At 57.6% G+C, this 12279-nt stretch carries 12 protein-coding genes and 1 pseudogene; 7 read left to right on the top strand and 6 right to left on the bottom strand.

Annotation, left to right across the window (positions count from 1 at the left end; translation table 11 throughout):
* Positions 1-2: 2 nt before the first annotated feature.
* The gene (locus G7047_RS09395) at positions 3-1334 is read right to left on the bottom strand and encodes a DNA polymerase Y family protein (RefSeq protein WP_240939424.1); all 1332 of its coding nucleotides are present in this window, start codon (positions 1332-1334) and stop codon (positions 3-5) included.
* Positions 1335-1347: 13 nt separating this feature from the next.
* Entirely contained in the window at positions 1348-2166 is an 819-nt protein-coding gene (gene imuA / locus G7047_RS09390) for a translesion DNA synthesis-associated protein ImuA (RefSeq protein ID WP_166303995.1), read from the bottom strand.
* 298 nt (positions 2167-2464) lie between these two features.
* Here imuA and G7047_RS09385 point away from each other — a divergent pair, with 298 nt between their 5' ends.
* From G7047_RS09385 to G7047_RS31335, 3 genes are all read left to right on the top strand, one after another.
* On the top strand, positions 2465-3289 hold the full coding sequence (locus G7047_RS09385; RefSeq protein ID WP_166303992.1) for a tripartite tricarboxylate transporter substrate binding protein: 825 nt from the start codon (positions 2465-2467) through the stop codon (positions 3287-3289).
* Between the two features lie 82 nt (positions 3290-3371).
* Positions 3372-4160, top strand: a complete 789-nt coding sequence (locus G7047_RS09380; RefSeq protein WP_166303989.1) for a glucose 1-dehydrogenase — start codon at positions 3372-3374, stop codon at positions 4158-4160.
* A gap of 294 nt (positions 4161-4454) precedes the next feature.
* Complete coding sequence (locus G7047_RS31335) at positions 4455-4589, top strand: hypothetical protein (protein ID WP_256376833.1); 135 nt, start codon at positions 4455-4457, stop codon at positions 4587-4589.
* Positions 4590-4714: 125 nt separating this feature from the next.
* Here the strand turns inward: G7047_RS31335 and G7047_RS09375 are convergent, their stop codons facing one another.
* From G7047_RS09375 to G7047_RS09365, 3 genes and pseudogenes are all read right to left on the bottom strand, one after another.
* The gene (locus tag G7047_RS09375; RefSeq protein WP_166303986.1) at positions 4715-4924 is read right to left on the bottom strand and encodes a hypothetical protein; all 210 of its coding nucleotides are present in this window, start codon (positions 4922-4924) and stop codon (positions 4715-4717) included.
* Positions 4925-5230: 306 nt separating this feature from the next.
* The gene (locus tag G7047_RS09370; protein ID WP_166303983.1) at positions 5231-6016 is read right to left on the bottom strand and encodes a DUF4369 domain-containing protein; all 786 of its coding nucleotides are present in this window, start codon (positions 6014-6016) and stop codon (positions 5231-5233) included.
* Positions 6017-6296: 280 nt separating this feature from the next.
* Positions 6297-6764, bottom strand: a pseudogene (locus G7047_RS09365) (transposase); the annotation flags it as partial.
* Positions 6765-6903: 139 nt separating this feature from the next.
* On the opposite strand from G7047_RS09365, the gene G7047_RS09360 reads away from it, so the two are divergent.
* Positions 6904-8043 carry a hypothetical protein gene (locus tag G7047_RS09360; RefSeq protein ID WP_166303980.1) on the top strand — a complete coding sequence of 380 codons (1140 nt, stop codon included), beginning with the start codon at positions 6904-6906 and terminating at the stop codon, positions 8041-8043.
* A 15-nt stretch (positions 8044-8058) separates the two neighbouring features.
* On the opposite strand, the gene G7047_RS09355 is transcribed toward G7047_RS09360, so the two are convergent.
* The gene (locus G7047_RS09355; protein WP_166303976.1) at positions 8059-9339 is read right to left on the bottom strand and encodes an NAD(P)/FAD-dependent oxidoreductase; all 1281 of its coding nucleotides are present in this window, start codon (positions 9337-9339) and stop codon (positions 8059-8061) included.
* A gap of 238 nt (positions 9340-9577) precedes the next feature.
* Between G7047_RS09355 and G7047_RS09350 the strand changes: the two genes are divergently transcribed.
* The 3 genes from G7047_RS09350 (at position 9578) to G7047_RS09340 (ending at position 12279) form a co-directional block, all read left to right on the top strand.
* Positions 9578-9775, top strand: a complete 198-nt coding sequence (locus G7047_RS09350; protein WP_205904750.1) for a transposase — start codon at positions 9578-9580, stop codon at positions 9773-9775.
* Between the two features lie 184 nt (positions 9776-9959).
* On the top strand, positions 9960-11006 hold the full coding sequence (gene dusA, locus G7047_RS09345; RefSeq protein WP_166303972.1) for a tRNA dihydrouridine(20/20a) synthase DusA: 1047 nt from the start codon (positions 9960-9962) through the stop codon (positions 11004-11006).
* Positions 11007-11184: 178 nt separating this feature from the next.
* Positions 11185-12279 (top strand): GTP pyrophosphokinase family protein, encoded by a 1095-nt coding sequence (locus tag G7047_RS09340; RefSeq protein ID WP_166303969.1) that lies wholly within the window; start codon positions 11185-11187, stop codon positions 12277-12279.

Raw genomic sequence — 12279 nt, 5'->3', positions numbered from 1 at the left:
GTTTATCCGTAGAATCCGTGCAGATACCAGTCAAGCGTGCTGGTTTCCCGAAAAATCCAGACCCAACCCGAAGCAGCACTATGTGCAACGAAGTAATCTCGCCTGCTGCTCCCGGGTGTGGCCTGCGGACCGACGGAGCCCTCTTTGGGCAATGCGTCTTCAGCCTCCCACCATCCGCTTTCTAATCGCTCCGGGCCCGCCTTGAGGCTCAGCGTCTGCCCATGCAGACAAGGCCTGTGTTGCCTGGTGGCAAGCTGTTGAGGCTCGGGCAAAAGCCATGCAGGCCAAAGAGCGGCACGCGGATCGGCTTCCATTTCTGTCTTGCGTCGCATTCCTTGCCTCATTGCATGGCTGGCGCTTTGCCAAGTCTGCATATGTTCCGGTCGATGATCGGCCTGCCTCTGTGGCACACGCAGGCATTCCTCCCCAAGACGCGCACTCACCCGCTCGACAAACTGGTGCCATGGCTCGCCACTGCTTTCATTGCCAGCCTTGGGCAGCAGGTTTTCAGTCGTCTGTCTGAGCGGTTCAATCTCCAACGTGGTCAGCATGAGCCGATTGACGGGTGCAGCCAATCGTTCATGCGCCATGTGTTCTGCCAGCAAGCGCTGCAGATGCACCAGGTCCTGCAGCGGCAGCGCCGTGCGTAACTCCATCTCGCCCCAAGGCGCCAGGTCGACTCCATCGAGCCGCCGCAAATCATGTCGCCACCGCATTCTGAGCCGCAACACGCCCAGATGACGAGCTCGCAACCAGCCTTGCAATGCAGTCAGCAGATGCTCGGCCGCATGCAGCAAATCGGCCGATGAGGCGGCGATGTAGGGCAGCTCCAGCTCCAGATCGAAATGTTCCGGCAACTCGAGCCAAGACAACGGACAGGCCCGCTCACCCCAAAGCTGGTCAAGCGCCGACAGGCACTCAGCCCCCAACCTGCGCGCCACGCCCATGCGCGGCAAGGCACGCACGTCGCCCACCGTGCGGCATCCCAGATTGTTGAGCGTCGACAAATGAGGTTTCAGCGCCGTCAACGTATGCATCGGCAAGCCTTGCGGAATCTGCGACGGACGTGGTTCGCCACTCTGCTTGAGACGCAGCAGCGCCAGCGCCTGCAAGGCTGTTGGCCCCTCGGCCCAACGGCGGCGCGCATCGGCAGACTCATCGGGCATCGGCGGTGACGGAGCGTGTTCCAGCAACAAACGCCTCAGTGCAGCGCGCCCGCCCCACAGCCGCTCGGTACTTTGCACATCAAGCAACAAAGCTTCATCCAGCACAGCCGCATTGGGCGTGAAAAGCAGCGCCCACCAGCCGCAGGCCTCAATAGCGGATGCCGGCATGCTTGCAAGCTGCTCATCTCCGAGAGGCAAACGCCATGCCATCCAATGCATGAGACGCCTCCTTTTTGGGTTGCCTGAGCGCGCTGAGCATCGCCGTTGCATCCGCATGAGCACGCTCCTTGCGCTGTACCTGCGCTGCCAGTTCGGCCATCAGGCGCCCATGCAGCAGCGGCAACTCCACTGGCGCAACCAACGGCGGGCCGCGGCGCTTGATCACCTGTACCTGCAGCGTCTTCTCCTGCGCGCTCACCCATAGCCGCAAAGGCGCTGGAGACGACTGCAAGCGCGCCTGCTCGGGCCGAAACACCCACAGCAACTGCCGCTGCTGCGCCGCCAGCAACTGCAGACGCCTGAGCGCCTGCGACTGTGCATGCGGCAGCCACACGAGCACCGCACATACATCGCGACAGCGCAATGCCTGCTCGCTCACCCAGACACTGCTGGCATCGGCAAACTGCGGCCCTTTCTTTTTCATCATCTCAAGAGAGGACCGCTCAGGATGCACGCAGCACAACTGCCGCGCGTCCACGCCAACGACTTCCGCGAACGGCACAAACGCCTGAAACGGCGGTGCCACCAGCACCGCATGCTGCTGCACGCCCCGCTCCAAAAGCACCCGGGCCAGCGCCCCCGCCACCAGACTCCACTCCGGATGCGATGAGCCCGGCAGCAGAATTTCCGACATTCCCCCCACAGGCCAGCCACCTCCGGGCAACTCCGCATCCAGCCCCGCATAACCCGACGACAAGGCCCGCGCAACCATATCGTCATTCGCCGATTGCCAATCGCCCCCTTTCCAGACACCCAGCCGCGACAGGCTCGCAGGTTCCATTCCGGCAAGCCTGTGTGCTCCGGCAGTGGCAGCAAAGGGGGATGGGCTGTCGGCGATCATCGGGTATGAGCGGGTGGAAATTTTGACTGCGTAAACCTAAGGGGTCTCCAGTTAGCTCCAGAAAGCGAATACACTGGATAAAACAACAGTATATCGAGGATGCGCTCGCTCTGCTCTCCTCGTGACAAGTCAGTTCTGCGATGTGCTCACCCTGAGCACCTTGTCTCATGCAGTCGAATATCCTGTTCGCCCCATTGAACTTGTGGTTCCGTCATCCCCCGGTGGAGGCACCGATGCCATGGCCCGGATCTTTGCCGATGCAGCGAAAAAGCTCGTGTCGCAGCCCGTGATTGTGACCAACCGTCCCGGCGCCAGCGGTGCTATTGGCTTGGGTGAGGTCGTACGCGCTCTGGCAGACGGCTACAAAGTCAGCGTGTTGATTTCCGAGCTAGCCACCATTCCAGGAATGAGGCTGGCCAAGTTCACATCTGCCGAATTCATTCCGATTGCAGGCTTGAACGCAGACCCGGCTACCATTACCGTGCGTGCCGATGCACCGTGGAAGACCATTGAAGAATTCTTGGCCAGTGCGCGCAAAAAGCCCGAGGGAATCAACCTGGGCAACTCAGGCTTTGGCTCGATCTGGCATCTCACAGCCGCTGCTGTGGAGGACAAGCTGGGAGTCAAATTCGCCCATGTTCCGTTCCAAGGTTCAGCGCCGAGCGTGTTGGCCTTGCTGGGTGGGCACGTTGATGCGATTGTTGTGAGTCCGGCAGAGATCGGCCCCTATGTAGCGGAAGGCAAACTGCGACCCTTGGTGGTCATGTCGGAAAAGCGCTTGAGCGGCATGTACGACAAAGTGCCTACGCTCAAAGAACGCAACGTGGACCTGACATTGGGCACTTGGCGAGGACTGGGCGTCGCCAAAGGTACGTCTCCTGAAGTAGTGAAGTACTTGCGCAACGTTGCACAGAAAACGGCTCAAGAGCCAAGCTTCATCGATACGATGCACAAAGCAAATCTGACCCCCATCTACACAGACCCTGACACTTTTGGTGCTTACATGGCCTCACAATCCGCGTTTTTCTCCAGCCTGTTGGAACGCGTCAAAATCGAGAAATAAGGGGCGCACTGCTCGCTCACAGGCATGACACGCTGCCCATGCCTTCATCAACCTTATCAATCGACTGAAAGTCAAACACACCGTGTCTCCGTCATCCCAGCCACCAGCGCTTGCGCAATTCGATCTCACCGGCAAAACAGCGCTGATTACCGGCTCCAGTGCAGGCATTGGACTTGCACTAGCGCGCGGTCTAGCGGGTGCGGGAGCCAGAGTAATCCTCAATGCCCGGAACGCGCAAAAACTGGACGAGATAGCCGCCTTGCTGCAGGACGAAGGCCACGATGCGTTGACATCCCCCTTCGACGTAACAACTGGCGATGCGGTGACATCAGCTATCGAGCGTATCGAACAAAACTACGGCGCCATCGACATTCTCGTCAACAACGCAGGCATGCAGCGACGCGGCGCGCTTGAGCAGTTTTCCGAAGTCGACTGGCATACCTTGATGCGCACCAACGTGGACAGCGTCTTCTTCGTCAGCAAAGCGGTAGCCAAACACATGATCAAGCGCAGGCGCGGCAAGATCATCAATATCTGCTCGGTACAAAGCGAACTGGGACGCCCCGGCATTGCCCCTTACAGCGCCAGCAAGGGCGCTGTAAAGATGCTCACCAAAGGCATGGCGATTGATTGGGGCAAGCATGGCATCCAGGTCAACGGATTGGGGCCGGGCTACTTCAAAACCGAATTAACGCAATCGTTAGTACAAGACGAAGCATTTACCAACTGGCTAGTCGGACGCACGCCTTCGCAGCGCTGGGGTGATGTAGAGGATTTGACCGGTGCAGCCATTTTCCTTGCCAGCGATGCATCGCGCTTTATGAACGGGCACATCCTGTATGTGGATGGCGGCGTCACCGCCACTTTGTAATGACTGGCGGCGCGTGATTGCGCCATAGGCAAAAAACCGACTGCTCCGGCACTTGCGTGTCTGCACCTTGCTCTTCAAATGGATTCTATTGAATACTGACTTTTCAAGGAGTATCCAGTTAGCTTCCGAAGCCACATACTGAACAACACAACAGTATCAAATACATGCGGTTTTCCTGACCATTTGAGTCAAATCCGATCCATGGAGTGATCGGCAAGATTCGAACCAGAGGAGGACAGTACATAACCAACCTAAGATGGACCATTGAATTGGTTTTTCAGGAGACTTCACCGTATGAAGGCTGTGCAACTCATCACTTTAGTAATTATTGTTGGCGCGCTTTTTCTTGTGGTGAACGGATTATTTTCTGCGTGGGCTTTGCTTGAGCTGGCCTGGTCGACGATTCTCAGCCTTGTAAATCTCTTTTGATGTTGGCCTGCAAGGCTGCTCTCATCTGCCGAGGCCGACTGTCGGGCAACCACTTCCGGCCAGCGCCGCGCACCTCCGGCGAGCTGCATGCGTCCGGAGCGTCGGTAGGGTCGCTCTCGCGCCGCTTAGTAGCCGCGCAAGCCCAAGCCGACGCCATTGCCCGCCGCGATCTCGCGGATCGATCCGCAGCCCTCGACCGACAGCTTGCGGAAGGCATCGGAGTGGTCGCACAACTCAGCGCGAATCTTGGACGGCCAGATGCCGAGGTGATGGCGCTGTGCGATCTCGTCAATGCGGACGGGTGCGTTACTGGGTGAGCCGGGTGAGGCGTGCACGGGTGCGGCTCTGAAACTTAATGGCGAGCTGGGCCTGAAGCGGTGAAGTGGGTCGATGTTGATTTTCTTGAAGTCCAATGTAGGCCGGAAAAATCAACATCAGCTTATGTCGGGTTTATGTTCAATCCTATCCGCTTCCGCCCATTTCCTTCCGTTGAAAGTCATGCCAGACAGTCTGGGTTGAAAGTTCGGCCCGGCAATAACAGCCTGTCAACAACTATCATGCACTTGCCTTCATGTGGATATTACGTAAAAAAACACACATCCATCTTTTTCACAGTCCAGTCTTCAAATCGGTGCATTTCTTTATTCTGATCGAGAATAGCAAGGCGAGGGCGAATTCGGGATGAGGATAATTTTTTCACCGAGCGCTTCATCAGTTTCCTCCAGATTATCGACCATCCAACATATTTTTTTCTGCTGATGAGATATCCAAAAAACTTCCAATCTTTCTTGATTATCTATAAAGAGTGATAAACGGAATATAGGAATGTCTTTATATACAAAGGTCGAGCGCACTGTTGTGGCTGCCTCTTTATAATAATAAAAATCGAACCAAAAATCGGTCTTGCAATCACTGGTATTGTAAACATGCATTCCATACGTTATGGTTGGCATATTTTCTTGCATATTAATACCAAGGAAGTCATACGCATAGGCGACTCCTTTCCAAACAGGGCGACAAGAATCTGGCTTATCCCAGTTGCCTACAAGTTGTGCGATGCCTGTTACAGACGTCGGAGTGCATTCCACTTTAACATGGTTAATATCAGCAATCGCTTTACCTGAGCCGGCATCGACTGCGCAATTCAATCCGTCTGGTTGGATCTTCACGGTAACCGAATAATTTGCTCCGGGATCCACGATTTTGTTGAATACGAAATTACCGTTCTGGATAACCCTGAGTTCATCATCTCCATTATTCTGTAGAACGACCTTTTTATCGTTCACAAGGCCAGCGACGGTTCCGCCGATCAGAAAGCCGTTATTTCCCGCCGGTGAGTTAGGGTTATTACCGCCACCACCACAAGCCCAGAAGATTGCGGGCGTCAATATCAATAATGTGAATTTTGCAATTCGTATTTTATTCATCGATTAACACTCCGAGTAAATAGTTCAAAAACACGAACACTGACTATCGAAGTGAAATTCTAACAACGATATTTTGAGATGTCGACAACGAATTAATTAGGATGATCGCCCCATTGTGCACTTATCCTTTTGCATCTGAATAAGGGCCTGTTAGTTGGAATGTGACTGTCAGGTTTTGGCTGTGGATTCAACCGATCGATGCAACGCACTCGTTAAACATCTCAGCCGGGGTTCTATACCCCAAGGTCTTCTTGGGCCGCTCATTCAATTTTCTCGCAATCGCATCCAGTTCATCTTGCGAGTAGCGTGAGATGTCAATGTCCTTGAGTTCGTGAATTTCTACTGCAATGACCACTTGCACCTTGTCAATGTGACTCCTGCGTCGCGTCGGCTCGTTTTGGGCTCTACGCAGTCGCACCATGGCGCGACGAAAGCAGTGCAGCATCGTCCACACCGTCTGATAGCTTCCCAGACCCAGAACACGCTGCAAGCCCATTGCGCTCACGCCTTGCTTTTGATTGGTCAGATACCACGCAGCAGTCAGCCATACACGCAAGGGTGTTCGTGTTTTTTCAAAGATGGTTTCTGCGGTCACCGTTGTCTGGTACTGACAGCCCGGACACATCAAGCGGGTACGACTGGCTCGATAGGCTTGGCCGACACAGCCGCAGCATGAGCAGACGAATACATCACCCCACCGAAGTTTCTCCAGACAGGCGAGGCGATACTCTTCGCTGAGAAACCAGTCACCCTCAACACTGCCACCACGTCTTCAGGCAGGAATACACAGCTTCAGACAAAACCGGGACCAAAGCAGCTCTCCAGCAATGCACCAGCAACGCCAGTCACGTAGGATTCCCGAACTTCCCTTTGCCGATCGCCAGCTCATGCAGCCTCCCCGCACGCTTCGCCAAATCCTGCTGACGACCTTGCTCGCAGCCTTGCTGCTGCCCACCATGGGGCAGACCACCGCGCTGACACCCATAGACACAAGCACCCATCGCATCCATCTGGGGCGCCTTCCCGGCGCTCCATCATCGTGGCCGGTCGATACCTATCGATGGCTTGTGGGGGAGGAAAAGGTGGTGTATCGCGGCGACACCACGCGGGCGGGCTCGGTGGGCATCACACGCCAGCCCGGGCAGACCCGGTATCGGTTGGAGACCTCGAGCTTCAAGATGGAATATGAAATCGCCGATGCCTGCTGGGCGCTGGACGAGGAGGCATTTCAGGGCTGCATCAAGCCGCTGACGCCTTTGCCCACCGATTGGTGGAAAGAGGTGGACACGCACAGAAATGTTCGAGAGCAAGCGGAGAACGAGCGTAAGGAGGAGCAGCGCCGATATGACCGCGCGGTGGCGGCCAATGAAGACGAATTCGCATGGCTGGGCACCCTGCCCCAACACTGGCGAAATCCCGGCATCAACTTTTCCGAAATCAGTCAGAAACTCCGTGTCTTCGACCAGATGGATGTGAACGTTTTGAAGTTCACCTGCCGTTCGCCGGAGCAGATCGGCCCAGTGCCGCATCAGGCCGCAGTCACGCGATATCTGCGCTCCGCCCAGCAGGTCCGTACCTGGCTGTTCACCCGGGAACTGGCCTTCCAGGGCAAAGTGTCATGGGATGCCAAGACCCAGTATCTCGAAGCGCAGAAACTGTGGAGCGACCTGCTGCTCGCCGCGCAGCATGGCAACTGGATGGCGGTCTTTCTCGCCACGCGCGCCCTGAGCAAAACACAAAGTGCCGATCCTATCGTCAGCGCGCGGATCAGCCAGCTTCAGGGCTGGATGATCCGGCATGAGGTTGCGGATTTCTATCTCGATGAATCCGGCCTGTTCGACCTGCCCTACCCAAGCGACAAGGCCACCCGGCTGTTCAACTACCTAGCCCTCAACGGCAGCTATACCGCCATGCTGCATGCGGGCACGTTGTTGAAAAACGCAGCCGATCCGGGCAAGCAAACCATCGGCAGGCGAATGCATGAATGCGTTCGCCGCATGGCGCCAAGTCTGCCGACCCAGTTTTGAATGGCCAGACTACGCTCAATGCAGCTTGAGCCGCCCAGACACCCGCTGCTGCAGCAGCCGCGCGAGCGCCAGCACCCCGGTCTTGCCGATGCCGAGAATCGCCCTGTGGTGCATGAGGTGCAGCGAGATGTACATCCACTTGGCGATCAGACCTTCGACGAAGAAGTTCTTGCCCGCGAGGCCGCCCATCAGGTTGCCGACGCCCTTGTTGTCGCCCAGCGAAACCAGCGAGCCGAAGTCCTGGTAGACATAGGGCTCATCGACCTCGTGCTCGCGCAGCATTGCGCCCAGCACCTTGCAGAGATACGTGGCCTGCTGGTGTGCGGCCTGCGCGCGCGCGGGGACGGTCTTGTCGTCTCCCCAAGGCGCGGCGGCGCAATCGCCGAAGGCGTAGATCTCGGGCACGCTGGTGCGGAGATGGTTGTCGACCACGAACTGATTGATGCGGTTCACCGTGAGGCCGATCTGGGCGTTCGAATCCGCCGCCTTGATACCGGCCGCCCAGACGATCAAGTCCGCCGCGATCTCTCCGGCCGAAGTGATCAGCACGCCCTTCTTGAGCTCCTGAACGCGGGTGTCGAGCAGCACCTTCACTTGCTTGCGCCTGAGCGCCACGGTCGCCTGCTCCGAGATGCGCGGCGGCAGCCCGCCCAGAATGCGATCGCCGCCCTCGACCAGCGTGATGTCGAGCCGAAAGCGTTGGTTGCTGCCAAGGCTCTCGAGCAACGCGGCATGGGCCTCGAGCAGCTCTGCTGTTAGCTCCACGCCAGTCGCACCCGCGCCGACAATGGCGATCGACAGCGACCGGTTGCTCGCGAACGAGGCACGCGCGCTGGCGCTCAGCCAATCAGCATGAAAGCGCTGGGCGTCGCGCACGTTCTCGAGCAGGTAGGCGTTCTCGATGCCCGGCGTGCCGAACGAATTGGAGCCGCTGCCCAGCGCCAGCACCAGCCGCTTGAAGCTGATGGTGCGCGAGGGCACGATCTCTTCGCCATCGTTCTTGTGAATGGCCGCCAGCGTAATGGTCTTGCCGCGCGCATCGAGCCCGCTGAACTCACCCATCGTGAAGCTGAAGTGATTGCGCCGGGCCAGCACCGTGTAGGAGAGCCCCTCCTGATGCGCGTCGAGCGTGCCCGCCGCCACCTCGTGCAGGGTGGGCTTCCAGATATGGAACGGGAACTTGTCGATGAGCAGAATGCGCTCACCTCCAAGCGTCTTGCCCAGCCGCCTACCGAGCTGGGCCGCAAGTTCCAGCCCGCCGGCACCTCCGCCAACAATCACTATGTCGAAATGCATTCACGCCTCCAGCGCAATTTTTGATGTAACTTAGTTTCAGAGTTTAGCGCTCCAGATGAAACCAGCACCCCTTGTCGGAATGAAGTTTGCCAAGCCAAGGACTTCATTGGCTTGATCGTTTCTCGTCGGCACTTGCGAGGTTAGTGGAGACTTTGCCAACCGGCAATCGGGGTGTCATGGTCCAATTTGAACAGACACCTCGATAAGGGAACAACGAATCCCTGAGGACATACAGAACATGACATCCACATCCCGTAGAACTTTCGACGCGGCCTTCAAGCTGCAAGTCATCATGATGATCAAAGAGCAAGGCTTGCCGGTTGGGCAAGTCTGCAAAGACCTCAAGCTGGTGGACTCTGCCGTGCGTCGCTGGGATACCAGTCACCGGTTGCATATGAACAGGCCAAGGCCTGAAATTACTTATCTTGGTGTCTGAAAAGACTTGACCATGACACGCCGGCGCTAGCAAATGAAGGCCTTGCTGCTGCATGCATAAATCTTACAAGTGCACAATATCACCTTTCACCAGAGGCGAACTGGACTGAGCATTCGGTGCGTTCGTGCTCTTGCGGCGTTTGTGGACAGGCCAGAATGAGCCTCGCGCCGTGCCCAGCCTCAGCATGAATACGAAACAACACACCACTTCCACCATCACCGATTTCAGCCCATGGCGCACCTCCGTAGCGCCGATGATGGACTGGACGGACCGTCATTGCCGCCACCTGCACCGCCTCCTGAGCCGCCACACGCTGCTTTATACCGAGATGGTGACGACCGGCGCGCTGGTGCATGGGGATGTGGAGCGCCATCTGCGCTTTGGTGAGGCGGAGCATCCAGTCGCGCTGCAGCTTGGTGGCAGCGAGCCGAGCGATCTGGCCCACAGCGCCAAGCTTGGCGAGCAATGGGGCTATGACGAGATCAACCTGAACTGCGGCTGCCCGAGCGAGCGGGTGCAGCGCGGCGCCTTTGGCGCCTGCCTGATGAACGAGCCGCAGCTCGTTGCCGATTGCGTGAAGGCCATGGTGGATGCGGTGTCCGTGCCGGTGACGGTCAAGCACCGTATCGGCATTGACAAGGTCGAGGAATACAGCTTTGTGCGCGATTTCGTGGGCACGGTGGCCGAAGCGGGTTGCACGGTCTTCATCGCCCATGCGCGCAACGCCTGGCTCAAGGGCCTGTCGCCCAAGGAGAACCGCGAAATTCCGCCCCTGCGCTATGACGTGGTGGCGCAGTTGAAGAAGGACTTTCCGCAACTGACGATTGCGATCAATGGCGGATTCGTCGCGGACAGCGCGGTGCTCGATCAGCTCGAAGTGCTCGACGGCGTGATGGTGGGCCGCGAGGCCTATCACAACCCGTGGTGGCTGGCTCGTTGGGACGAGGTGTTCTATGGCGATGCTCCGAACGGGCTCACCCGTGAGCTGGTCGAAGAGCGCATGGTGGACTACATGGAATACGAAGCCGCGAAGCTCGGCACGCACTGGTATTCGATTGCGCGCCACATGCTGGGACTGCGCAACGGTCTACCCGGAGCACGGCGCTGGCGTCAGGTATGGAGCGATCATCGCTTGAAGCACCTGCCCGCCCGCGAAATCATGCAGATCGCGCGCACCAAGCCGAGCGCCGCATTCAGCCCGAACGAGATGGCCGAACTCCAGATCGGCTGACAGCCGAATCTGGACAGCGATTGATTTATCGCTAGCTCAAGCGCATCATGACTTTCAATTGTGGCTTTCTCCTACAGGCATTTGCCTGCCAAGAGCAAGTATTGGACTAGCATCCCCGCACCGGCAGCCCGCAGCATTCAAGTCTTGTGGTGCGCCCGAATTTCTGGATGTACTGCGCATGGCTTCGAATCTGGCCCACAAAAACGATCTCCCCGCTGAGGAACACGCGTTCCGTCAATACTATGTGCAGGAACTGCCCGTTCTGGAACACGCTTGCGCGTTCTATATGGCTTTGCTGCAGTCGGTGCTCTCCAAGGTGGAAGGCATCGAGATCTCCAAAGTCGAGGGCCGCGTCAAGGATCGCGAGGAATGCTTGCGCAAGTTCTCGCGCAAGTACCGTGCGACGCTGGAGGAATCCGGCATCGACTACGAGATTCAGGACTACATCACCGACCTGATCGGCCTGCGCGTGGTCTGCCTCTACGAGGACGAGCTGGAAAAAGTGGCGCAGATCGTCAGCCATTATTTTGATGTGATCGACGTGACCGACAAGGTCAGCGCGGTCGAAAGTACCGAGGCCTCATTCGGCTACAAGGGGCTGCATCTGGACCTGCGGCTCAACGCCGAGCAGGCAGCCCTGCCCGAGAACGCGGGTTACGCACACATTCCGTTCGAGCTGCAGGTGCGCACCATCATTCAGGATTCGTGGAGCGTGCTGGATCACAAGATCAAGTACAAGAAGTCGATTCCCGCCGAACTGAAGCGGCGTATCAATGTGCTCTCCGCCTTGTTCGAGCTGGCTGACCGCGAATTCCGCCAGATCCGCGACGCAACCGACGCCGAACTGCTGCGCGCCGTGGACGAGACGGCCAATCTGAATGACGCGGATGCTGGCGACGAGCCACAACAGGCCGTCGCCATGGGCAGCGAACTCAACGCATTTACATTTCTGAAGATCGCGCAGCATTTCTTCAAGGATTTCGACTTCGACGCACACAAGGTCGACATGTTCGTGGACGACGTTCGCGCCTGGGCGCCCGGCGTCACACGAGCGCGCTTCAACGCGCTTTTGCGAGAGAACATCGCCGTCGTCAAGCGCTACAAGCAATTCTTCGACGAACAGAACCCCGGCAGCAGTTTCAACCCCTACACGGTGATCCGGCACTGCCTGTACTTGGGCGACAAGACAGTCTTCCGGCGCGCTCTGCGCAACAGTTCACGTGAGGCCTTCGAGGCCTGGCTCTTGATGAACGTTCCTGTTCAAAACCTCTGA

It is taken from the genome of Diaphorobacter sp. HDW4A (assembly GCF_011305995.1).
Taxonomy (GTDB): Bacteria; Pseudomonadota; Gammaproteobacteria; order Burkholderiales; family Burkholderiaceae_C; genus Diaphorobacter_A.
The sequence above is the reverse complement of the archived record's forward strand: the minus strand, read 5'-3'. Positions and strand labels throughout refer to the sequence as shown.

What these genes read in the sequence shown, in the direction of transcription:
- G7047_RS09370 (WP_166303983.1), bottom strand. Translation starts at nt 6,016, where the DNA reads ATGAATAAAATACGAATTGCAAAATTCACATTATTGATATTGACGCCC.
- dusA (WP_166303972.1), top strand. Translation starts at nt 9,960, where the DNA reads ATGAATACGAAACAACACACCACTTCCACCATCACCGATTTCAGCCCA.
- G7047_RS31335 (WP_256376833.1), top strand. Translation starts at nt 4,455, where the DNA reads ATGAAGGCTGTGCAACTCATCACTTTAGTAATTATTGTTGGCGCGCTT.
- G7047_RS09355 (WP_166303976.1), bottom strand. Translation starts at nt 9,339, where the DNA reads ATGCATTTCGACATAGTGATTGTTGGCGGAGGTGCCGGCGGGCTGGAA.
- imuA (WP_166303995.1), bottom strand. Translation starts at nt 2,166, where the DNA reads ATGGAACCTGCGAGCCTGTCGCGGCTGGGTGTCTGGAAAGGGGGCGAT.
- G7047_RS09385 (WP_166303992.1), top strand. Translation starts at nt 2,465, where the DNA reads ATGGCCCGGATCTTTGCCGATGCAGCGAAAAAGCTCGTGTCGCAGCCC.
- G7047_RS09340 (WP_166303969.1), top strand. Translation starts at nt 11,185, where the DNA reads ATGGCTTCGAATCTGGCCCACAAAAACGATCTCCCCGCTGAGGAACAC.
- G7047_RS09395 (WP_240939424.1), bottom strand. Translation starts at nt 1,334, where the DNA reads ATGCCGGCATCCGCTATTGAGGCCTGCGGCTGGTGGGCGCTGCTTTTC.
- G7047_RS09360 (WP_166303980.1), top strand. Translation starts at nt 6,904, where the DNA reads ATGCAGCCTCCCCGCACGCTTCGCCAAATCCTGCTGACGACCTTGCTC.
- G7047_RS09350 (WP_205904750.1), top strand. Translation starts at nt 9,578, where the DNA reads ATGACATCCACATCCCGTAGAACTTTCGACGCGGCCTTCAAGCTGCAA.